Raw genomic sequence first — 24275 nt, 5'->3', positions numbered from 1 at the left:
AGATAATAAAATGAAAAAAATAAACATAAAAATAATATCTGCAATCATCATCCTTATAACACTCAATGTTTCTTGTAGTGATGATTTTGTTGATGTGAAATCAAATTCAGAAAATTCTGAAGAGTTTTTCAACTCAGAAGCAGATTATCAAAATGCATTAGTAGGAGCCTATGATTTATTGCAAGCAACTTACCTAAACGTTTTAATGGGCGAAATTGCTTCGGACAATACATTGGCAGGTGGAGAGAGTGCAACCGACGTTGTTGGGATTCAAGAAGTAGACGACATGATTCACACTCCTATGAATGCACAATTAAGAGATATTTGGGGGTGGATGTTCTCTGGAGTTAACAGAGCAAACTATATCTTAGAATTTAAAGACAAAACCAATTTTACTGGAAAAGAAGTCGTTCTTGCAGAGGCTAGTTTTTTAAGAGCGTATTACTATTTCGAATTGGTAAAATGGTTTGGAGATGTTCCTTTAGTAGTAGACCAACGAATTTTATTTGGGGATCAATTTACTGTAGATAGAACTCCAAAAGCAGACGTATACGCACAAATTGAATTGGATTTGATCTATGCTGCTAGCAATTTGCCAGTGACTCCTTCACAAGAAGGTAGAGTGACTAAAGGCGCTGCGCAAGCATTATTAGGAAAGGCCTATTTATATCAAGAGAAGTTTGATGCTGCTGCTGCCGTTTTAGACCAATTAATAGCAGATGCTAATTATGACTTAGTTTCAGATTACAACAGTATTTTTGAAGATGCTGGAGAAAACAATATCGAATCGGTCTTTGAAGTTCAGTATTCAGAGGCAGAAGGTGCTGGTTTTGATTGTTTACAATGTAGTGAAGGAAATGTAGCGGTAGGTTTTAGTGGTGTAAGAAACTACACGGCGACTCCAGATTCTTCTGGTGATATTTTTTCTTCAGGGTTTAGTTTTAATGTACCTGTTCAAGAAGTTGTCGATGCATTCGAAGCAGGAGATCTAAGAAAAGAAGTTGCAATTTTAGATATTGAAGCTTGGGCTTCACAAACAGGAATTACTTATGGTACCGGTTTTGAACATACAGGATATTTCAATAGAAAGTACCTTCCAAGAAAAAGAAGTACCAGTGCACAAGGAGACCGAAACCTAACGAACCCAAACAATTACAGAGCAATTCGTTTTGCAGATGTTTTGTTAATGGCGGCAGAGGCTCACAATAGAAGTACGACCGCTCCAAACGATGCCAAAGCACAGTTGTATATAAATAGAGTAAGACAGAGAGCTTTTGGAGATCAGCTTCATAATATTTCTTCGACTGGAAGTGCACTTACAGAACTCATTTATCAAGAAAGAAGGGTAGAATTAGTTGGTGAAGGACACCGTTTTTTCGACCTAGTAAGAACTGGAAAAGCAGCTCAAGAGATTGATGGATTTGTGGCAAACAAACACGAAGTGTTTCCGATTCCAACTATCGAAATAGAATTAACAGGAAATCGTTGGTTACAAAACCCAGGTACTAATAAAAAATATTACAGATGAAAAAATTAAAAAATATTTACAAAATTTTAGCAGTCCTGCTTCTAATAGCAGCCTGTACAGATTCTGATCTAAGGGACTTGTCTTTCTTAGATCGTATGTCTGCACCCTCAAATATTGAGATGGTTTACAATATCACCCAAGACAATACTGGGTCGGTTACCATCACTCCTAATGCAGATGGAGCAGCAACCTTTGATGTGTTTTTTGGAGATTCAACTCCTGAGCCTATGAGAATTCCTCAAGGAGAGAATGCAAATCATGTGTATGCTGAAGGTCAGTATGAAGTTAAAGTAATTGCATACAACACCAATGGTGATGCTACAGAAATGTCTAAACCATTGACAGTGTCTTTTAGAGCACCTGAAAATTTGGTGGTTACCATAGACAATGATGCTGCAATTTCTAAACAAGTCAATGTCAATGCAACTGCAGAATTTGCAACGATTTATGAATTTTATTCAGGAGAAGAAACAGTTACACAGCCTGTAGCAACTGCCACTATTGGAGAGGCTTTGAGCTATCAATATGCAACGGCGGGTTCTTATTCTGTAAAAGTTATTGCGAAAGGTGGAGCAATTGAAACTACAGAATATTTGGTAGATTTTGAAGTGACTGAAATTTTAGCACCGATTGCTTCAGCAACAATTCCTCCAGCTAGAAATGATACAGATGTTATTTCAATTTTTAGTGATGCGTATTCAGATGTTGCTGATTCTAATTTTTACCCAAACTGGGGACAATCGACACAGTATACCGCTTTCGATTTAAATGGAGATGCAATTCTTCAGTATAGTAATTTGAATTACCAAGGAATAGACATTGGTTCTGAAATTGATGCTTCTTCAATGGAGATGCTTCATATTGATATTTGGACTGCAGATGCGACTAGCATCAATATTTATCCTTTACCAAATGGAGTTGTTCCTGCTGATGAAAGATTTGTTACCAAAACTCTTATTGCCGATCAATGGAATAGTTTTGATATTCCAATGGAAGATTTTACAAGTCAAGGATTACCTACGAATGCTTTGAAGCAGTTAAAGTTTACAGGTGCTGGAACCGTGTTTTTAGATAATATTTATTTTCACAAAGCACCTTCTAGCATCGTTACAAGTCTTGTTCAAGATTTTGAAGGAACAGCCCCTACCATTACCCCTTTTGGGAATGCAGCAGCTGAAATCATTTCGAATCCTGATGCAACCGGAGCAAATACTACAGCGACTGTTGTTGAGTTTACAAAAACATCGGGAGCAGAAGTATGGGCAGGTGTAACCTTAGATATTACAAGTCCTTTAGATTTCGAGAATTTTTCAAAATTAGCCATTAAAACCTGGTCTCCAAAAGTAGGAGCCATAGTCAAAGTGAAATTAGAAAATGCTGATGCTAGTATAGTACACGAACTGGATCAATCAACAACAGTGGCTAGTTCATGGGAAGAGCTTACCTATGACTTTAGTGGAGCTCCTGCAGCTGATTATGTAAAAGTAGTTGTCTTCTTTGATTTTGGTAATTCAGGAGATGATTCGGTATATTACTATGATGAAATAAATCTTATAGATGATTCTGGTGTACTTGCTGGTTTAAGCTTTCAAGATTTTGAAGGAACAGCCCCTACCATTACCCCTTTTGGGAATGCAGCAGCTGAAATCATTTCGAATCCTGATGCAACCGGAGCAAATACTACAGCGACTGTTGTTGAGTTTACAAAAACATCGGGAGCAGAAGTATGGGCAGGTGTAACCTTAGATCTTACAAGTCCTTTAGATTTTGCTAACTATTCAAAAATAGGGATTAAAACCTGGTCTCCAAAAGCAGGAGCCATAGTCAAAGTGAAATTAGAAAATGCTGATGCTAGTATTGTACACGAAATAGATCAATCAACAACAGTAGCTAGTTCATGGGAAGACCTTACCTATGACTTTAGTGGAGCTCCTGCAGCAGATTATGTAAAAGTAGTTGTCTTCTTTGACTTTGGGAATTCAGGAGATGATTCTGTGTACTACTATGATGAATTAATATTAACAAACTAAAATTAAAACAATGAAAAATATTAATTATATAAAAGCATTTTTATTTGCTACTGTTTTTACCTTTTTAGGTTGTCAAGACAATGAGTATTCTTTTGGAGAAATTATACCACCTTCAAATATTGTAATCACTGCAGAAATAGTTGGAGCAGACGACGACAATCCAAATGGAGATGGAAGTGGAGTTGTAAATTTCTCTGCAACAGCAGACAACGCAGTTTCTTATAAATACGTTTTGAATGAGGTAGAAAAGGTGTCTTTATCGGGTAAAGATACCATTAGCTTTAGTACTTTAGGATTGAATACGTATACGGTTACAGTAGTCGCATCTGGAATAGCTGGAACGACATCTAGCAAATCGATTCAAGTAGATGTATTGTCCACGTATGCACCCCCTGTAAATTTGATTTCTAAACTATATGGTTTTGACCCTGCAGATCCAACAGCAGTGACTTCTAGAACATGGAAAATTCACTCGGGAAAAGCGGGTCATTTTGGAGTGGGACCTTTAGGTGGAACTTGGCCAGAATACTATACTGCGGGTGTAAATGAAAAAGATGGTGTTGGAATGTATGACGATCGTTTTACTTTTAGCTCAGATGGTTCTTTTACGTATGTAACGGGAGGAACAATTTTGGGTAGAGACCCTTTTGTCATAAATGATTTAGGACCGAACTCAACAGGAATCGTAAACGGTGCAGATATTGAAAATTATGTATTTGAAGATTTTACAGCAACCTATTCATTAATCGCTCCAGGAGGTGTAGAGACAATTAGTCTTTCTGGAAATGGATTCATTGGTTACTATAGTGGTGGTACTCACAAGTATGAAATCATTGATAGAGCTGTTCCTAATGAATTGTATTTAAGAACTACCGATGGTAGTGGTCAATTAGATTGGTGGTTCATTATTACTTTAGAATAAAGTACACCAAATAATTACAACTGTTTTGATAACGAACAGTATTGCTTAAATATTAAAACTCAGAATTGTAAAATTCTGAGTTTTTTTATACTCTTTAGTCTCTTTGTAAAGATCGATGAATAGGGAGGTCGCAGCCTGTAGTGGGATGTTTTAGCTCCTTGTGAGCCTTTTTTATTATAAAGTATAGCGTTACGCTTATTTTGATGCGATCCAATGTAAAGCAATACTAAAAGCTTTGATTACAGTAATTGAAACTGGGATCTATTTATTTGATAGAAACTTGAAGGCAAAAAAAAACTCCAACGAAATTTGTTGGAGTTTTTCTTAAGTATGGAAAGGAGTTTTATCCTTTTACTTTGTTTTTGAAATCTTCAAATTTATCAGCTTCTTTTTTAGGCCAGCTATTGTTTGAAGTGTCTACATCCGCAGTTTCTTCGTCTGGGTCTACTTGGATACTCTTAATTTCTTTGGTTGAAGAAAAGACTCTTTTTGCAGAAGTGTCATTTTTCATCCAAATTTGAGCAGGAAAAGTTTGTCTTTCTGTTGTGCCGTCTGCATAGGTCAACTCAACAATAATTGGCATTACCAAACCTCCTAGTTTTTCAAACTCTACAGAATAAATATAGGATGGAACTTCTTTTCCATTGGCATATTGATCCATAGCCTTTGCATTGGCATCTTCTTTTTTATCTGTAATATAGACTAGGTCACCCAAGTTATCGAAATATTGCTTGTATTGTTCTTTTAAAGCAATCACTCTTTCATTAGGTTTGTCTGTAAGGTACAATGGCTTTACTTCTTTAATTCCAATGTCTGTGACGTCTGTGGTATAAAACCATCCTCTCCAAAACCAATCCAAGTCCATTCCAGATGCATCTTCCATAGATCGGAAGAAATCTTCAGGAGTTGGGTGTTTGAACATCCAACGCTGTGAATAGGTTCTAAAAGCATGGTCAAACAATTCAGGCCCCATAATGGTTTTTCTCAATAGATAAAGACCTGCAGCGGGTTTTGAGTAGGCATTTGGTCCAAATTGCTTTACATAGTCTCCTTGAGACATGATTGGTGAAATATTACTCTGATCACCACCCATATATCTTGTAATTTCTTTGGTTGGATTGGACGCAAACAATTCTGCATCGTAAACATCCTCTGCTAAAATTTCTACAAAAGAGTTTAAACCTTCATCCATCCAAGTCCACTGTCTTTCGTCGGAATTGACAATCATAGGGAAAAAGTTATGGCCAACTTCGTGAATAATGACTCCGATCATCCCTTTTTTGGTTCTGTCTGAGTAGGTTCCGTCTGGATTAGGTCTTCCGAAGTTGAAACAAATCATAGGGTATTCCATTCCTTGTCGTTCAGAATGTACTGAAATGGCTTTTGGATACGGATAGTCAAACGTCAATTTTGAATATTCAATCAATGTGGTAGCGACTGCTCTAGTAGAGTGTTCTTCCCATAAAGGGTTTCCTTCCTTTGGATACAGTGAAACCGCCATCACTGTTTTTCCATTTATATTCGTAGCCATGGCATCCCAGATGTATTTTCTTGAAGTTGCAAAGGCAAAATCGCGAACGTTTTCTGCTTTGAACTTCCATGTTTTTGTGCCAGTAGCTCTTCCTTTTTCTGCTTTTTCTGCTTCTGCTTGAGTAACAATCATCACAGGTTTGTCAAAGCTTTTTCGTGCTTTTTCCCAACGTTTGCGTTGTTCTTTGGTTAATACATTTTTTTCATTTTGTAAAACACCTGTCGCATCTACAATATGATCTTCAGGAACTGTTAGGTTCACTTCATAATCTCCAAATTCTAAAGCAAACTCACTACGTCCCCAGAACTGCATATTTTGCCATCCTTCTACATTGTTGTAGACAGCCAATCTTGGAAAAAACTGTGCAATCGTATAGTTATTATTTCCATCTGGAAAGCTTTCTAGTCCCGATCTTCCTCCGTCTTTATTGATGTCATTGATTTTATAATTCCAACGAATACTGAAGTTAAATTTCTCGCCCGGCTGAAGGGGTTTTGGTAAATTTATACGCATCATTGTTCTGTTAATGAAATGAGACAATGGTGTTCCATTACTTTCTACAGAAGAAATGTTAAAACCAAAACCTTTCTTTTCGTTCATATAGGTACTCTTAAAATTGTCTGGAGTAACAAAAAGAGAAGCTCCTCCAGAGACGGCTAAAGGAGTTTTAGAATCGTCGGCTCTCATATTTTGATCTAATTGCACCCACAGATAGTCTAAATTATCTTTAGAATTGTTGTGATAGGTAATTCTTTCACTCCCATAAATCCGATTGTTCTCCTCGTCCAAACGAATGTCCATCACATAATCCACTTTTTGCTGGGTGTATTGATGACCTGGAGCGCCAGAGGCTGTGTGTTGGTCGTTTGGTGTTGCCAAAACATCCTTTAGTTGTCTAAATTTGTTTTGGTCTGTGTGTCCTTGTTGTGTCTCTTTTTTATCTTTTGCAGGTTCTTGCGCAAATGATGCTGAAACCACAAAGAGTATTGAAAACACGAATAAAGATAATTTTCTCATAGGATATATAGTATTTTAAATATGCGGTCTAAATTAACAAAACGTTTTTAATTGTTTTCAAAAAAGCATATAAATTAACAGTTTTTTATCAAAAAAAAGGCGAAATCAATAAGATTTCGCCTTTGAACTCCTAAAAGGATTCTTTAGCCCTTAATGTTCTTCTTAAAATTACTGAATTTTGTATCCTTTTTCTTTGGGAAGTTGTTGTTTGAGGTATCTACATCTGCCGTTTCTAAATCTGGATCCAAAGCAATATTGATGATTTCTTGATCAGAAGAAAAGACCTTTGTAATTTCTTGATCATTATATCTCCAAATTTCTGCTGGGTATGTTTTTCTTTCGGTAGTGCCATCTTTGTAAGTGAATTCCACAATAACGGGCATGACCAAGCCTCCAGGTTTGTTGTAGGTAATTTCATAATGAAACTTAGAACTAGCATTTGAAGTTGCAAAACTCAATCCTTCCGAGGTGTCTTCTACGAATTCAATAGTGTCTTGTTCCCCTGTTTTAGTTTGATACTTTTTCACTCCTTTAATCCCGATATCCGTAACGTCTGTGGTGTAAAACCAACCTCTCCAAAACCAATCTAGATCCATGGCAGATGCATCTTCCATAGAACGAAAGAAGTCTGCTGGGGTAGGGTGTTTAAATTTCCATCGCTGTGAATAAGTTTTAAAGGCATGGTCAAACAATTCTTTTCCCATAATAGTTTCGCGAAGTATCCATAAAGCTGTTGCTGGTTTTCCGTAGGCATTGCTTCCGAAACTATAGACGTTGTCTCCCTTAGACATGATTGGTGCAATTTTTGACTGATCTCCACTCATATACTTTACAATATTTTTTGGATATCCTCTGGTAATTGGAAAATCTTTGTCATAGGCCAATTCGGCTAACATTTCCATGTAAGAATTCAATCCTTCATCCATCCAAGTCCATTGTCTTTCGTCAGAATTGACAATCATTGGAAAGAAGTTATGACCGACTTCGTGAATGGTTACTTTGATCATTCGGTATTTCACTTTGTCTGAATAGCTTCCATCTGCATCAGGTCTTCCTAGGTTGAAACAGATTTGTGGATATTCCATTCCCATTTGTCCATCTACAGAAATTGCTTTATGATAGGGATAGTCAAAGGTATACTCTGAATAGGTTTTTAAGGTTTGTGCAACGGCTTTAGTTGAGTGATCACCATACAAAGGATTTGCTTCTCTAGAATAGTACGAATATGCCATCACGGTTTTTCCATGAATAGCTACAGCCATTCCGTCCCAAATAAATTTTCTAGAACTAGCAAATGCATAATCTCTTACGTTGGTTGCTTTAAATTTCCAAGTTTTGGTTTTTGTCGCTCTTTTCTTTTCTACTTTTTCAGCTTCTTTTTGAGAATGTATGACGACAACCTTATCAAATGATTGTTTTGCTTCAGCAAGACGTTGCTGTTGTTTTTTTGTTAAAACCTCTTCTTCATTTAGGAGAACTCCTGTTGCACCCAATAGATGATCTTCTGGAGTGGTAATATTCACGGTGAAGTCTCCAAATTCTAATGCAAATTCGCTTCTTCCCCAAAATTGATCATTTTGCCATCCTTCAACATTGTCATAGACACACATTCTAGGGTAAAATTGTGCTATCACATAGTTGTTGTTTCCGTCAGGAAAATGCTCATAGCCAGAGCGTCCTCCTTGGGTTCTGTGGTTGTTAATATTGTACCACCATTTGATTTTAAATTCAAAGGTTTCCCCAGAATTCACGGGCGAAGATAGGTTGATCCGCATCATGGTTTGATTGATGGTGTAGGAAAGATTTGAACCATCTAGGTTGGTGACACTTTCAATTTTAAATCCTCCATCAAATGCAGTTTCAGGAAAACGATTTTCATACCTCTTCTTACTTAGCTTTTTTGGAATGCGAGTAGGCTGAATGTCTGGAGTTTTTGAATCTGCAGCACGCATATTTTGATCCAATTGTACCCATAAATATTCCAAATCATCTTTTGAATTGTTGTGATAGCGAATGGTTTCATTTCCATAAATTCTTTGGGTATCGTCGTCCAAGACAATATCCATTTGATAGTCTACCTTCTGTTGTGTATAGTCTACACCGGGTGCTCCAGAAGCTGTATGTTGGCTGTTTGGGGTTGCTAACTCCTCTTTGAGTTGCTTGAACTTATTTTGATTGGTATGACCTTGTTTGGTGGTGCTTTCTTGGGCAAGGCCCGATGCAGAAATAAAAACAAAGGAAAATAGTAGAATGCTTAGTTTTTTCATTGGATTCGGTTGATTTTAAAAATGGTTACCAATTTAGGAATATCCATGTAAAGACCAAGTCTAATTTGTTAATATTTTAAAAAAGCCGAATCTTTTGTAGCACTTAATAGAACACTTTTATGAACAGTGCCTACTTTTGATTTGATTAAATTTTCTTGTTTTGGAAAGTGTTTGAGAAGTATTGTGTTATGAACTTCGATTTGACGAATTTCGGGGATATTTTCGATTTCTAAATAGAAATAAACCAACTCTCCATCATATTCCTTGCCGATATAAGTATATTTTTCAATACGATCATTCACTTTGAATTGAAGTGTTTGGTTCAAGTATTTTTCAAAATAATGATCGTTGTCTTTGAGTTCTTTTTCTGTAGTCAATTGTAAATCGATTTTATAATCTGAATTCAACGCAGTTTCAATATCGTCCATAAAAACATTGAGGATGATTTGTATTGATTTGGACTCACTTTTATAGTTGATTTGTGTCAAACTCAAATAATATTTGTGTGTTGAAAAAGCTACCAAGGGGAGGAATAGAAGGAGTAAAAAGGTCTTTTGAAGTTTCATAAATAATTCATAATGTATTATTGAGCCAAATTAGTCTTTTTTAATGATTTCTAAATAGCTTTTACTTTGTTCTTGTAGGATGATCAATACTTCAAAAGTGTGCCCTTCTGCAAATAGTTTTTCAATGCCTAAGGGATTGCAATATTCTAAAAAATGATGGTAATTTTCTTTTGGAATTTGTAATTTTTGAAAGAAGAAATCTTCACCAAATTCTGCTAATATTTTTGAGGGAATTGCTTTTTTAAGTGCTATTTCTCGGCGCAATGCCCATAATTTTTCTGAAGATTTATAAGGCATAGAGATTCCAACTCCTACGCCTGAAAACAAATTTGGAACTGTATTTACCATGGGAGGTCGAACATGATTGTCGATGTAATCGTCATTTGTACGAGCATTCCAATTGATCTGCGAAAAATCCATGGTACTAGCCAAAAGTAAAGCCTGAGGGTTTTTGGAAGTTTTTTTGCTATCGACACCAAGAAAACCACTGAAATCGTGTTTTATTAGTTCAAATTCGTCTAAAAGAGTCGTTTGAATTGTTAAGAAAATAGGAACTCGTTTTAATGAAGAAGTCTTTTTGTCAATGTAGATTTTTTGAGTTTTATGTTGAATCGAAGAGAAGCGTACAGTGTCTCCTACACGAACGGGAATTTCAAACATTCCTTCATCATCTGAGGAGGTTCCTTTTATTGAATTTAAATTCAAGACTGTCACATTTTGGACAGAACCCAATGAGTCGACGACTTTACCTATCAATAGGAGCTCTTTTTCTTGAGAAAATAGGCTGTTGATATTAACTAAAAGCACAAGAAGAAAGGGGCGTATTTTATTCATAGAGTACATTGCATTGGTAGAAATATTATTTCTATTACCCGTTTACAAATAAAATTCAATTGACTGTTAAAAATGTTTTAAAGCATGTGTAAACTTTTGTTAAAGTCCTTTTTTATTCTTTAAATTCGCTGTTTAAAATCTCCCTCTCATGAAGAAATTGCTAATTGCTAGTACCTCAACAGTTTATGGAAGTGGCTATTTAGAGTATTTACAGCCTGCACTCACTTCTTTTTTTAAAGGAATTACTATTGTGTTATTTATTCCTTATGCAAGACCCGGAGGGATTTCATACGAGGCCTATACCAAAAAAGTCAAAGAAGCTTTTGCAAGTATTGATATTGAAGTACAAGGAATTCATGAATTTAAAAACCCTAAGAGGGCAGTGCAAGAAGCGCAAGCTATTTTTACTGGAGGAGGAAATACTTTCGAGTTGGTGCATCAACTCTATGCAAATGATCTTTTGGTGGATCTAAAAGAGGTTATAGAAAATGGTACTCCGTATCTAGGAACCAGTGCTGGGAGTAATATTTGTGGAGTTTCTATGATGAACACCAATGACATGCCTGTGGTCTATCCACCAAGTTTTGTAACCCTGGGGTTGATTCCATTCAATATCAATGCGCATTATTTAGACCCCATTCAAGGATCTACTCACATGGGAGAAACCCGAGAAACTAGAATTCAAGAGTTTCACTTCTACAATGAGACTCCAGTGGTTGGTCTGCGCGAAGGAAGTTGGCTCGAAGTTATGGGGTCAAAAATTATTTTAAAAGGAAACCTTACTGCGAGACTATTTCAAAAAGGAACCCATCCTATTGAAATTGAAAGTGGGAGCGTGGTGTAAGCTTCAATATTCAAAATTTAAACTCAACAAAAAGACTGCCTAATGAGGCAGTCCTTGCATTTTTATATTTAGAGCGTTTATTTAAGTCCTCCAATCATTTCCTCTGGTTTTACCCATAAGCATCATATTCTTCTGAAGTAACATAGCCCAATCGAACGGCTTCTAACTTTAAGGTAGTTCCGTTAGTATGTGCTGTATTTGCAATTTCGGCTGCTTTGTAATACCCTATTTTAGTGTTCAATGCAGTCACTAACATCAGTGAATTATTGACTAATTCTGTAATTCGAGCATGATTAGGTTCTATTCCAGCAGCACAATTTTCATCAAAAGATTTACATGCATCACCAATTAATTGAGCAGATTGTAAAACGTTTGCTGCCATCATCGGTTTGAAAACGTTCAATTCATAATGCCCTTGTGTTCCTCCTACGGTAACTGCAACATCATTACCCATCACTTGCGCACAAACCATTGTAATTGCTTCTGCTTGTGTTGGATTTACTTTTCCAGGCATGATTGAAGAGCCTGGTTCGTTGGCAGGAATAATCAATTCTCCAATTCCCGATCGTGGACCTGAGGCCATCATTCGAATATCGTTTGCAATTTTATTAAGAGAAACAGCTATTTGTTTTAAAGATCCATGTGTTTCTACCAATGCATCGTGAGAAGCTAGGGCTTCAAACTTATTTTCAGCAGTGATAAACGGGAGTTTGGTGAATTTTGCAATATAACTTGCAACCAAAACATCATAACCTGCTGGGGTGTTCAGTCCTGTTCCTACAGCCGTTCCACCGAGGGCTAACTGACTTAAATGTGCCAAAGTATTGTTCAATGCTTTCAAACCAAAATTTAACTGTGCTACATAACCAGAAAATTCTTGACCAAGAGTCAAAGGAGTTGCGTCCATTAAGTGGGTTCTTCCAATTTTCACCACATCTTTAAACGCCTCTGACTTCATTTGTAAGGTGTCTCTTAATTGTTCAATTCCTGGAATCGTAGTTTCTATAATTTTCTTGTAAGCCGCAATGTGCATTCCGGTAGGGAAGGTGTCGTTGGACGATTGCGATTTGTTTACATCATCATTGGGTTGAATCGTTTTTTCACCTTCACCAATAATTTTTCCAGCAATTTCATGGGCTCTATTGGCAATTACCTCATTGACATTCATGTTGGATTGTGTGCCAGAACCTGTTTGCCATATCACAAGTGGAAATTGGTCATTGTGTTTTCCTGCTAAAATTTCATCACAAACTTGTGCAATCAAATCCCTTTTTTCTGAAGATAAAACTCCTAATTCGCAATTGGCATAAGCTGCTGCTTTTTTTAAGTACGCAAAGCCGTATACTATTTCGATAGGCATTGAACCAGGAGCACCAATTTTAAAGTTGTTGCGAGAACGTTCAGTCTGAGCTCCCCAATATTTATCTGCGGGAACATTTACTTGCCCCATAGTATCTTTTTCAATTCTGTATGTCATGATAATGTAAATGAAGTTTCAAAATGCAAATTTACAAAAACTAAGATAAATCCGATTAACAATTGCTTTTAAAAACTATTGAAAAATTTTGATTTTACATAGTAGAATATGAAAATATGTATTATTTTTGCAATAATAATTTTTCAAATAGAAACAAATGTTAGATTTCTCTCAATTTTCAGGATTAGTTTTATTCATGTTTATTTTTACAGCAGGTTTTTGGTTGTTGATCTTCTTGTTAACATTTGTCGTGCCTTACTGGATTGGTGGAACTATTTGGGAAAATATGAAATTGAAAAGAGACGCTAAAAAGGCCGCTGAAGGCAAATAGTGAATCTCAAGTATCCCAAAAGTATACAAACTTCTTTCTACTCTTTTAAACTTTAGTTGCTGAAATCTAGATTTGTAGCGCATTAAAGTATCATTCCCCTCTTTATCTTAAAAAAAAACTTGAGTGTTTATAATTTAGGTATAGATTTTTTAAAATTATCCATCCACTTATTAGTTCGTATTTAACCATATTTTCTTTTTGATTAATAAGAAAGTCAATAAACAGTGTTACCATACAATCCTACCATTTAGTTTTACAGTTAGAATGTTTAAAAGATGCTTTTAAATTTAACTTTCTTCTATTTTCTTATCGATAGTCAATCATACTCAGTTATTTTAAAACAAAACAAATCTGATAGGGGTATTTTTCAATCACATCATATTTTAAAATAGCTATACAACACCCCTACAATTGTTATTTTCAATCATTTTTTTTCATTTTCTTTTGTTTGTAATTACATACATAGCTTTGAAAAATGCTATTTTTTGAGTTGTATGTTTTTTATTGAGGTCATTCTTGATGATTTGACAATATATTAAAGCTAAATTTATAAAATAACAAATTAGCATTAAAACCATCAATGCTATTAATGTAAGAATTATAAATTATAAATTATGAAAAACTATTTTTTAAGTTTTGTCCTTTTTTTAGGTTCTCTTATCTCTTCTGCGCAAGCTGACAAGGTAGAAGTATATAATGATGCAGACGGAATGAGATTAGTCGTAAATGGAAAAGATTTTATGATTAATGGAATGAATTGGGACTATTTTCCAATTGGAACTAATTATACATACAGCCTGTGGAATCAGTCAGAAGATGTCATTAAAGGTGCATTGGATGCAGAAATGGGACTTCTTAAAAACATGGGGGTCAATACCATTCGTGTGTATACTGGAATTCAACCCAAATGGATTACCTACATCTATGAAACTTATGGAATTTATACAATGTTGAATCATTCGTTTGGTAGATATGGACTCACTATCAATGGTGCTTGGGTTCCAAAAACCAACTATGCTGATGCTACAACACAAAAAATGTTACTGGATGAAGTAACCCAGATAGTTGAAAACTATAAAAACACACCTGGTTTACTAATGTATTTATTAGGTAACGAAAACAACTACGGATTGGTGTGGAAAGGTGCTGAAACAGAAGATATTCCTATCAATGAAAATGATTATTCAGTGGCCGCTAAATATTTATACAGAATGTTTAACACCGCTGCTGTGGAAATAAAAAAAGAGATGGTTCACATCCGGTAGCCATGTGTAATGGTGATTTAGGATTTTTAGACATCGTTGCAAAAGAATGTAAGGATGTGGATATTTTTGGTACCAACATGTACAGAGGAAAATCTTTTGGCGATGCTTTTACCAGAGTGAAAAACGAGTTGAACAAACCAATAATGTTTACCGAGTTTGGTTCGGATGCCTTCAATGCATTAACCAATCAAGAAGATCAAAAAATGCAATCTTTCTTTATGGTGAACAATTGGAAAGAAATTTATCAGAATGCTTCAGGACTAGGTAAAGCAGGAAACTCCATTGGTGGATTTACATTCCAGTTTAGTGATGGATGGTGGAAATTTGGTCAAACTAAAGATTTAGACGTACACGACAACAATGCATCTTGGTCTAACGGGGGGTATTATTTTGACACCAAGAATGGAAGTAACAACATGAATGAAGAATGGTTTGGGATTTGTGCCAAAGGGCCAACCAACGATGCAGGTTTGTATACATTATATCCAAGAGCCGCTTATTATTCATTAAAAGAGGCACACAGTATCAATCCTTTACAAGAAGGAGTTACCGCGAATGCAGTTGCAAAACATTTTTCCAATATTAGTTTAATGGATGGTGTTTTAAGAGCACGAGGTGATAAAGCTGCTTTAGGGGGGAATGAAAAAATTAGTGTAAGCAATTTAAGAGCAGAGTTTACAACCTTTAATACAGGTGGGAGTTTGCTTACGACACCTAGTGTCGCAGATCCTGAAAACATTGGATATCCAAACAGAACAGGATTCGATCATATGCAATCTTATTTTATAGGAGTCAAAGGGCAGCCTTCTGCAAACATGAGTGCAGAAGTTAACTTTAATATTTTAGGAAGAGTTGCAGAAAATCCAATCGATGAAATTTTCTATGAAAACAGAAATCGTCCAGTAGTTGTAAATACAGATAACGGAAATGTAACGTTAACTGATAACAACAGAGTGCAAGTATACAATGCTGAATTTGATTGGAAAGGAGAAGACTTCAATGTAAGAGGTTTTTATAGAACAGGGCATTATCACTGGCAATATGAAGGAGATGTATTTGGATTGTACCCTGAAGCGAATTATGGACCAAATTTAGACATCTATCAAGGTGAAATTTCAGGGATTGAGGTTGATGGAAAAGGTGTTTTGGATGGCTTAAAGGCCGCTTTTGGACCACAATTGTGGTGGGGAGCTAACCCAGCAGTATTGCTTAAATACAGAAAGACATTAGGGAATTTCGATTTCACGGGAGTGTTCCATGAAGATGTTTCAGAAAATACACAAGCACAAACATCGGGTTTTATACCGATGCCAAAAACACGTAGATTAACCCTTGCAATCGAAAGAAAGTATGAAAACTTTGGTTTTCAACTAGGAGGTATTTGGGGAGGTCAACCGCTAGTAGGTAGAGAGTATCAAGATGTTCGATACAATACCGATGGCACGAGTTCAGTGGTTGTAGACAAAATTAAATCATCTGACAATTGGGGAGGGAAATTTAAAATGACCTATACTCAAGGAACTTTTAACTGGTATGCACAATCTGCAGTAATGGGATTGGTTGCAACTGGAGGTGCAGATGCTACCCAAACCTTTACAGGATGGAAGCTGAAAGATTCAGGAAGTGGAAATCAAACGAATTTTTTAACGGGATTCACTTTTAATGTAGGAGATCTACAAATTGCACCCAACTTTTTATGGCAAATGCCATTGGTTGCTGCCATGCCAAACGATGTCAATGCGCCTTAGTAGATTGAGAAATATTCAATCAGATCCTTTTATTGTTCGTGCAAATAGAGAAACAACAGCAGGAGAAATTTTATTTTCATATGATCCAACTCCAGGGACTTGGATGTATGAATGGGATAATGACCGAGCAGAAGACGCAAAATTTGCAATGAGCTTAGGATTCGTATACAGGCACTTGCCCACTACACAGGATGCATGGATTGGATTCTTTGCAGATCGTACTTCATTTGCATTTCCTACTTCTGCACCCGCAGAGGATTTATGGGAAGTAAATTCTAGAATAGTTTCAAAAATGAGTCCAGAATTTGGCTTTATTGCTAACCTATACTATGGAAATGGACAAGCCAATGGTAGCGATGACAGGTTGATCAAAAGAGCGGGTGGAGACATCAGGATGATTTACAACAAGTTGAAAGTTACTGCTACAGCAAAATTCAATGATTGGGGACCTTTTGATTACCACAGAGATTTCAACTTGACCTATCCAACACAATTAATGCTAGATTTTTCAACCACATTAGGAAAACCAGGTTGGTTTATTTTACCAAACACAAAAATGGGAATTCGTGGAACATGGCGTTCATTGAATGAGTTTTCACCAAGATATACCCCAAATATTGCATTGCCTTTTGCAAGTGCTCCAATTATTAGTCCAGTAGGTTTTCCGAATGGATCAGAGTGGGAGGTTCGTACATACATTCACATAAATATTGGAAAATAATAAATAGTTAGATCATGAAAACTAAAAAACAAATACAATCAAAAATCACCTTTCTATTAGGTTTGATTTTACTCACAACAATAGCTTGTGAACGAGAACTTTCAGAAGACGTAGTAGAGGCTACATTTACTTTAAATCCAGAAGTTTATATTGATGGGTTCAGTGCTGGATTAGAATACTATCCGTATTTAGATTCTAAATTTGATGCTTTTTCTGTAGACACTGAAGTAAAATATTCAGGTGCTTCATCGATGCGATTTGATGTTCCTAATGTTGGAGACCCTTCAGGAGCCTATGCAGGCGCAATTTTTAGAGATGATAATGGAGGTAGAGATTTATCAGGTTATGATGCCCTCACTTTTTGGGCAAAATCATCAACTGCTGCAACGATTAATGATATTGGTTTTGGTCAAGATTTTGGCGAAAATAAATTTCAAGTGAGCAAAAGAGGACTCCGTTTGTCAACTAATTGGGTGAAGTATATTATTCCAATTCCAAATCCATCTGAACTTCACCAAGAAAGCGGTATGTTTTGGTATGCTGAAGGACCAGAAAATGACAATGGATATACCTTCTGGATTGATGAATTAAAGTATGAAAAATTAGGAACTATTGCGCAGCCAAGACCTTCAATTTTAAATGGAGATGATATCGTTGTGAATTCTTTTATTGGAGTCAAAATAAATATTACAGATCTGAATCAAACTTTTCATCTTGATTCTGGTCAAAACACTACTGTTTCAGCTGCTCCAGGATATTTCACTTTCACATCGTCTGATCCTAGTGTGGCTTCAGTTTCTGAATTTGGAGAAGTATTAATTGAAACTGATGGTCAGACAATCATAACAGCAAGCCTAAACGGAATTGAAGCGGAAGGATCTTTAACAATTAATTCTGTTGGTTCTTTTTCTTTTGCTCCAACTCCCTCAAGAAGTCCAGAGGATGTAACGTCCATATTTAGCAATCATTATACCAATACTCCTGTAGACTTTTTCAACGGATATTGGCAACCATACCAAACTACTCAATCTGCAGATTTTAGTATAGATGGAGATGACTTTTTAAATTATACCAATTTTAATTTTGTTGGGATCCAATTTGCGAATCCAACTGTAGACGCTACTGAAAAATCTAATTTACATTTCAATATGTATATTCCAGATGCGGTACCTTCAAATTTTGATTTTTTAGTTACTGTTATAGATTTCGGTCCAGATAAAGTAAATGGGGGAGGAGACGACACTAAGGCAACAATTATTTGTAAGAAAATCTCCGAGAATTATTGCAGATTCATGGATGACAATTGAATTTTCATTAGCAGCAATGACAACGAAAAACAATGTAGGTTTAATTATTTTTGAAAATATTAACTTTTCTCCTTTAAACAATTTTTACTTAGATAATATTTACTTTTATAAATAAAAAATAATCTTTAGACTCAAGAAAATATGAAAATTAATTCTAAATATATACCTAATACAAGCCTATTTATTAGTGCAATGATTGCAGTTCTATTCTTTTTGAACATTGCTTGTTCAACAGATGAAACACAAACTGTAACCACTTTAAACACTTTAGTTTGGGAAGACAATTTCGACAGAGTTTCAGCAACTGATAGTTTGCCAGATACAACCAAATGGACCTATAACGAAGGAACAGGAGATAATGGTTGGGGAAATAACGAGTTGCAGTACTATACTGCTCGTCCTGAGAATGTAGTTTTAAATACTGAAGGCATGTTAGAAATTACAGCTGTCAAAGAGTTCTATATGGGTGCCAATTATACTTCAGGTAGAATACTTACCAAAGGGTTGTATGAGAATGCCTATGGAAGATATGAAGCACGAATCAAATTACCTTGGGGACAAGGTATTTGGCCCGCTTTTTGGCTTTTAGGAGACAATTCTTCAGGAGCAGGATGGCCTTCTATTGGTGAAATTGACATTATGGAATACCGTGGTCAAGAGCCAACCATCGTCCATGGAAGTGTTCATGGTCCAGGATATTCAGGAGGCGAGGCAATTACAAAAAGTTTCAACTTACTTAATGATCGATTTGATACCGATTTCCACGTCTTTGGAATAGAATGGGGTCCGGAATATATCAATTATTATGTTGATGATGTTTTGTACAACCAAATCACACCTGCAGACGTATCAGGTGAATGGGTTTTCAATAGCAATAAATTCTATATTATCATGAATGTAGCTGTTGGAGGTTCTTTTGCAGGAAACCCAAATAATGAAACTGTATTCCCACAAACCATGTTGGTAGATTACGTAAGGGTATATCAGTAAAAGCATTAAAAAGTTCCTTTCTTGAAAAGGAACTTTTTAATATTATTTTAAAAGTAACATATAATACATTCCCACAATTTTAAATCAATAAAATATATTGGTCACAATATATTTTGAAATCTTTTTTATGACGAAGAATACCATTTTTTTAGGTAAAAACGAAGCTTATCACCCTTCATTAGAGGTGAAAGGAGAACAGGTCCACATTGGAAATGAGGTCTATTACAAAATATCGAACAGCAACAAAATGAGACCTTTTTTTATAAGTCTTGTGAGCAATTCTAACCATTGGATGTTTGTTTCGAGTAATGGTGGCTTATCAGCAGGTAGAAAAAATGCGGATAACTCATTTTTTCCCTATTATACAGATGATAAAATAACCGAATCGTCTGAAATTACGGGAAGTAAAACCATTGTTCAAGTTCATAAAGAGGGTAAAACATTTCTTTGGGAGCCATTTTCAAACAAATATGAGGGTGTCTATGCAATCAAAAGGAATTTATATAAAAATAATTACGGGAACAAAATCATTTTCGAAGAAATCAATGAAGATTTAGGACTAAACTTTCAATACCAGTGGAATACGAGCAATCAATTCGGTTTTGTTAAAAAATCAACTTTACAAAATACATCTGATTCGAAAGTAGAGATAACGATTTTGGATGGAATTCAAAATATTCTACCTTATGGAATCGCAGCAGATTTCCAAAACAGTACGAGTAATTTAGTCGATGCATACAAAAAATGCGAATTAGAAAAAGAAACTGGATTGGGAATCTTTGCCTTAAGTGCTGTGATTGTAGACAAAGCAGAGCCAAGTGAAGCCTTAAAAGCAAATACGGTATGGTCTTTAGGAGTTAAAAATCCTACCTATTTAATTTCTTCTTTGCAGTTAGATGCCTTTAGAAAAGGAGAAGAAGTTTTGCAAGAAGAGGATGTCAAAGCAGAAAAAGGGGCTTATTTTACCATTCAAAACTTAAGTATCGCACCAAATCAAAAACAAGAATGGATGTTGATTGCCAATGTAAATCAAAACATCATTTCTATTGAAGAGGTCAAGAATCAAATTAAAAACAACCAAGATCTTTCAGAAACGATTGAATATTCAATTCAGGCAGGTACAGAAAAGTTAGTAAAACTTGTGGCGGCTTCAGACGGTTTGCAATTGGGGGAGAATCAACCCAGAACAACTAGACACTTTGCCAATACCCTTTTCAATATTATGAGAGGTGGAATTTTTGACAATAATTATCAAATTGAAAAGGAAGACTTTATTAGCTACTTTTCGAAAGCAAACAGTGAAGTATATGCTGCGAAAAAGAAATTATTAGCAGAGTTGCCTGAATTGTTTTCTGTGAAAACGATCAAGAAACTGGCGAATTTAGATAACAATCAAGATTTTAAACGACTATGTTTTGAATATTTGCCATTAAAATTTAGCAGAAGGCATGGAGATCCCAGCAGACCTTGGAATAAGTTTTCCATCAATACACGAAGTGAAATAGACGGGTCTAAAATATTAGACTACGAAGGGAATTGGAGAGATATTTTTCAAAACTGGGAAGCACTGGCTCATTCCTATCCAGAGTTTATTGAGGGAATGATTCACAAGTTCTTAAACGCGACTACTTTTGATGGGTACAACCCTTACAGAGTTACAAAAGGTGGTTTCGATTGGGAAGTGATTGAAGAACATGATCCTTGGTCATATATTGGCTATTGGGGTGATCATCAGATTGTATATCTGCTGAAATTTTTAGAATTTATTGAAAATTACTACCCTGATCAGCTTCTAAAAAATGTTACTGAAGATCTTTATGTGTATGCCAATGTCCCATACAAGATAAAGAGTTATCAAGATACACTTTCCAATCCGAAAGACACTATTGATTTTGACTATAAGTTGAATGAGGAAATAGATCTAAGAAGAGCTAAATTAGGAGCAGATGGTGCCTTATTAAGAGATCAACAAAAAAATATTTACAGAGTCAATTTAATCGAAAAATTATTAGCTACAGTTTTGGCAAAGGTTTCTAACTTTATTCCTGAGGGAGGAATATGGATGAATACGCAAAGACCCGAATGGAATGATGCCAACAATGCATTGGTAGGGAATGGAGTCTCTATGGTAACACTATGCTATCTTCAACGCTTTTTAGACTTTTTTGAAGACGTAGTTACCAAATCTACCCTAGAAACGGTCTCTATTTCTGAAGAGTTGGCTGCGTTTTTCAACAGTACTCTTTCGACTTTAACGGATCATCAAGAAATGCTTTTACGAAAGGTCTCTGATGCCGATCGGAAAACAATTTTAGACGGTGTGGGGCAAGCTGGAAGTACTTTTAGAACAACAATTTATACAAATGGTTTCAAAAACAAAAAAGTAACAATTGCGAAAAGTGATTTGCTTGCCTTTTTTGAAATTACCAAAAAATATACAGCGCATACAATCGCAGCCAATAAGCGTTCAGATAATTTATATCACGCATACAATTTAATGACTGTTGAAAACGGCCAAGAAGTTTCCATTTCTCATTTACCAGAAATGTTAGAAGGTCAGGTTGCAGTATTGAGTTCAGGACATTTGTCTCCAAAGGAAGCATTGGCTGTTTTAGACGGATTAAAAGCAAGTGCCTTGTTTAGAGAAGATCAGTACAGTTATATCTTGTATCCAAATAAGGAATTACCAAGATTTACCGATAAGAATATTATTCCGTCAAAAGCTGTTCAGAATTCTAAATTGTTGCAACAACTTTTGGCAGACAAGAATACACAAGTTCTAGAAAAAGACATTACTGGCGTGTATCATTTCAATGCAAACTTTAACAACGCAAACCGTTTAAAAGAAACTTTAGAGTCTCTATCAGAAGAATATCAGCCTTTATTGGAAAAGGAGGAAAAACAGATTTTAGACATTTATGAAGCCATGTTCGACCATAAATCTTTTACAGGAAGATCGGGAACATTTTTCGGATATGAAGGGCTAGGATCTATCTACTGGCACATGGTTTCTAAATTATTAGTTGCCGCTCAAGAAAATTGTTTATTAGCGATCAGTTCCAATGAAAGTGAAGAGACTATTGGACGATTACTAGAGCATTATTATGAGATCAATGAAGGAATTGGTGTGCATAAGTCACCAGAGTTATACGGTGCTTTTCCAACAGATCCTTATTCTCATACTCCAGCAGGGAAAGGTGCGCAACAACCAAGGTATGACAGGTCAAGTAAAAGAAGATATTTTAGCGAGGTTTTATGAAATTGGTGTTTTTGTCAAAGAAGGGCTCATCCAATTCAATCCAAGATTATTACGAGGTGAAGAGTTCTTAACCAATGCAAAAGACTTTGTATATATTGATATCAACGGGGACAAAAAGACTTTGATTTTAGAATCGGATGCGTTCTGTTTTACCTATTGTCAAGTTCCAGTTATTTATCAGAAATCAGAGAAAAAGGGAATGAAAGTGTTTTTTGAGAATGATTCAAATAAGGAGTTTCACAATTTAATTTTAGACAGTACAACCAGTAAAAAAATCTTCGAAAGATCCGGAGAGATTAAAAAAATCATCGTTTTCATTAATAAATAAGAGTGAAAGAAACAATGCAACATACCAACCAAGATAGAAAGGCATATATTTTTATGATTGCCTTTTCTGTCTTGGTATTTTGTTTTGCATGTACAAACAAAAAGAATGTAGAAATTTCACAAAAACGAGCAATGACAGCAGCAACAATTTTAGGAAATCCTAAGTATTTGGCAATATCCTATGGAGGCTATAGAGAAACATCCAGAGCAATTCAGCCTACGATAGTAGAATTGAAAGAAGATTTAAAAATTCTATCTGCAATGGGTATCAAAATTATTCGAACCTATAATGTACAGCCAACATTGCCGCATGCTTCAAATGTGTTGAAAGCCATTCGAGAGTTGAAAAGAGAAGACCCTAATTTTGAAATGTATGTAATGTTAGGTGCTTGGATTGATTGTTTGAACGCGTGGACTGAAACACTTCCCGATCATAATTTTGAAAGCCCTCAAAATGCTGGAGAAATAGATCGAGCAGTTGCACTGGCCAAAGAATATCCTGAGATTGTAAAAGTAATTGCTGTTGGAAATGAAGCGATGGTAAAATGGGCTGCGAGTTATTATGTTCAACCCGCTGTTATTTTAAAATGGGTAACTCATTTACAAGATTTAAAGAAAAAAGGCCAATTGCCCAAAGACCTATGGATTACGAGTTCGGATGATTTTTCGTCTTGGGGTGGAGGAGATCCTAGTTATCATACAGAAGATTTAGAGAAATTAATGAAAGCGGTAGATTATGTTTCTATGCATACGTATCCTTATCACAACACGCATTACAATCCAGAATTTTGGAAAACTCCCAATCATCTAAAAAATCTAAGCGATAAAGAACAAATTAATGCCGCCATGTCTCGAGCATTAAATTTTGCAAAAAATCAATACAAAGGTGTGGCAAACTATATGAAAAGTCTAGGCATACAGAAACCGATTCATATTGGAGAAACAGGATGGGCTAGTACTTCAAACGGACACTATGGGCCTAACGGTTCACGTGCAACCGATGAGTACAAACAAGGAGTGTTTTATGCTTCGATTCGTAAGTGGACAAACTCTGAAGGGATTTCCTGTTTCTATTTCGAAGCTTTCGATGAGCAATGGAAGGATGCGAACAATGCGAAAGGTTCTGAAAATCATTTTGGGTTGATCAATCTGAAGGGAGAAGCAAAATATCCCCTTTGGAATTTGGTAGACCAACATGTTTTTAAGGGCTTGACTCGAAACGGAAAGCCCATTACAAAAACATTTCAAGGAGATTTAAAGACGTTGATGGAAACAAGTTTGCTTCCCAACACTGCATATCCCAGATAAATT

The 24275-nt window shown here is 35.7% G+C and carries 15 protein-coding genes and 2 pseudogenes; 12 read left to right on the top strand and 5 right to left on the bottom strand.

Going from position 1 to position 24275, the window contains the following annotated elements:
* The first annotated feature begins 10 nt into the window (after positions 1 to 10).
* The 3 genes from RRF69_RS01045 to RRF69_RS01035 are packed head-to-tail and all read left to right on the top strand — an operon-like array spanning position 11 to position 4480.
* Entirely contained in the window at positions 11 to 1528 is a 1518-nt protein-coding gene (locus tag RRF69_RS01045; protein ID WP_316940149.1) for a RagB/SusD family nutrient uptake outer membrane protein, read from the top strand.
* Positions 1525 to 3558 carry a PKD domain protein gene (locus RRF69_RS01040; protein ID WP_316940148.1) on the top strand — a complete coding sequence of 678 codons (2034 nt, stop codon included), beginning with the start codon at positions 1525 to 1527 and terminating at the stop codon, positions 3556 to 3558. Before RRF69_RS01045 ends, RRF69_RS01040 begins: the two co-directional genes overlap by 4 nt.
* A 10-nt stretch (positions 3559 to 3568) precedes the next feature.
* The gene (locus tag RRF69_RS01035) at positions 3569 to 4480 is read left to right on the top strand and encodes a glucan endo-1,3-beta-D-glucosidase (protein WP_316940147.1); all 912 of its coding nucleotides are present in this window, start codon (positions 3569 to 3571) and stop codon (positions 4478 to 4480) included.
* A gap of 343 nt (positions 4481 to 4823) precedes the next feature.
* Here RRF69_RS01035 and RRF69_RS01030 read toward each other — a convergent pair whose 3' ends face one another.
* The 4 genes from RRF69_RS01030 to RRF69_RS01015 all read right to left on the bottom strand — a co-directional run bounded on the left by RRF69_RS01030 (position 4824) and on the right by RRF69_RS01015 (position 10695).
* Positions 4824 to 7028: a M1 family metallopeptidase gene (locus RRF69_RS01030; RefSeq protein ID WP_316940146.1), complete on the bottom strand. Its 2205-nt coding sequence runs from the start codon at positions 7026 to 7028 to the stop codon at positions 4824 to 4826.
* Between the two features lie 143 nt (positions 7029 to 7171).
* Positions 7172 to 9295 carry a M1 family metallopeptidase gene (locus tag RRF69_RS01025; protein WP_316940145.1) on the bottom strand — a complete coding sequence of 708 codons (2124 nt, stop codon included), beginning with the start codon at positions 9293 to 9295 and terminating at the stop codon, positions 7172 to 7174.
* A 68-nt stretch (positions 9296 to 9363) separates the two neighbouring features.
* Positions 9364 to 9861, bottom strand: coding sequence for a DUF6702 family protein (locus tag RRF69_RS01020; protein WP_316940144.1), 498 nt, complete (start codon positions 9859 to 9861; stop codon positions 9364 to 9366).
* Positions 9862 to 9891: 30 nt separating this feature from the next.
* A complete protein-coding gene (locus RRF69_RS01015) occupies positions 9892 to 10695 on the bottom strand; it encodes a hypothetical protein (protein WP_316940143.1) in 804 nt (267 codons plus the stop codon).
* Positions 10696 to 10843: 148 nt separating this feature from the next.
* Here RRF69_RS01015 and pepE point away from each other — a divergent pair, with 148 nt between their 5' ends.
* A complete protein-coding gene (gene pepE, locus RRF69_RS01010) occupies positions 10844 to 11539 on the top strand; it encodes a dipeptidase PepE (protein ID WP_316940142.1) in 696 nt (231 codons plus the stop codon).
* 77 nt (positions 11540 to 11616) lie between these two features.
* On the opposite strand, the pseudogene fumC reads toward pepE, so the two are convergent.
* Positions 11617 to 13016, bottom strand: a pseudogene (fumC, locus tag RRF69_RS01005) (class II fumarate hydratase).
* 157 nt (positions 13017 to 13173) lie between these two features.
* On the opposite strand from fumC, the gene RRF69_RS01000 reads away from it, so the two are divergent.
* From RRF69_RS01000 to RRF69_RS00965, 8 genes and pseudogenes are all read left to right on the top strand, one after another.
* Positions 13174 to 13347, top strand: a complete 174-nt coding sequence (locus RRF69_RS01000) for a hypothetical protein (protein WP_316940141.1) — start codon at positions 13174 to 13176, stop codon at positions 13345 to 13347.
* 614 nt (positions 13348 to 13961) lie between these two features.
* Complete coding sequence (locus RRF69_RS00995; protein WP_316940140.1) at positions 13962 to 14612, top strand: glycoside hydrolase family 2 TIM barrel-domain containing protein; 651 nt, start codon at positions 13962 to 13964, stop codon at positions 14610 to 14612.
* A gap of 2 nt (positions 14613 to 14614) precedes the next feature.
* Positions 14615 to 16360 carry a hypothetical protein gene (locus RRF69_RS00990; RefSeq protein WP_316940139.1) on the top strand — a complete coding sequence of 582 codons (1746 nt, stop codon included), beginning with the start codon at positions 14615 to 14617 and terminating at the stop codon, positions 16358 to 16360.
* Complete coding sequence (locus RRF69_RS00985) at positions 16350 to 17081, top strand: hypothetical protein (protein ID WP_316940138.1); 732 nt, start codon at positions 16350 to 16352, stop codon at positions 17079 to 17081. The genes RRF69_RS00990 and RRF69_RS00985 overlap by 11 nt, the downstream gene beginning before the upstream one ends.
* 14 nt (positions 17082 to 17095) lie before the next feature.
* The gene (locus tag RRF69_RS00980) at positions 17096 to 18388 is read left to right on the top strand and encodes a glycosyl hydrolase family 16 (protein ID WP_316940137.1); all 1293 of its coding nucleotides are present in this window, start codon (positions 17096 to 17098) and stop codon (positions 18386 to 18388) included.
* 141 nt (positions 18389 to 18529) lie between these two features.
* Complete coding sequence (locus tag RRF69_RS00975) at positions 18530 to 19378, top strand: glycoside hydrolase family 16 protein (RefSeq protein WP_316940136.1); 849 nt, start codon at positions 18530 to 18532, stop codon at positions 19376 to 19378.
* A 127-nt stretch (positions 19379 to 19505) separates the two neighbouring features.
* A pseudogene (locus RRF69_RS00970) lies at positions 19506 to 22965 on the top strand (hypothetical protein).
* A gap of 14 nt (positions 22966 to 22979) precedes the next feature.
* Positions 22980 to 24272: a glycosyl hydrolase family 17 gene (locus RRF69_RS00965; RefSeq protein WP_410479462.1), complete on the top strand. Its 1293-nt coding sequence runs from the start codon at positions 22980 to 22982 to the stop codon at positions 24270 to 24272.
* Positions 24273 to 24275: the final 3 nt, after the last annotated feature.

The organism is Polaribacter sp. HL-MS24 (genome assembly GCF_032758595.1).
Classification (GTDB): Bacteria; Bacteroidota; Bacteroidia; order Flavobacteriales; family Flavobacteriaceae; genus Polaribacter.
This window is presented reverse-complemented; position numbering and strand designations above follow the sequence as displayed.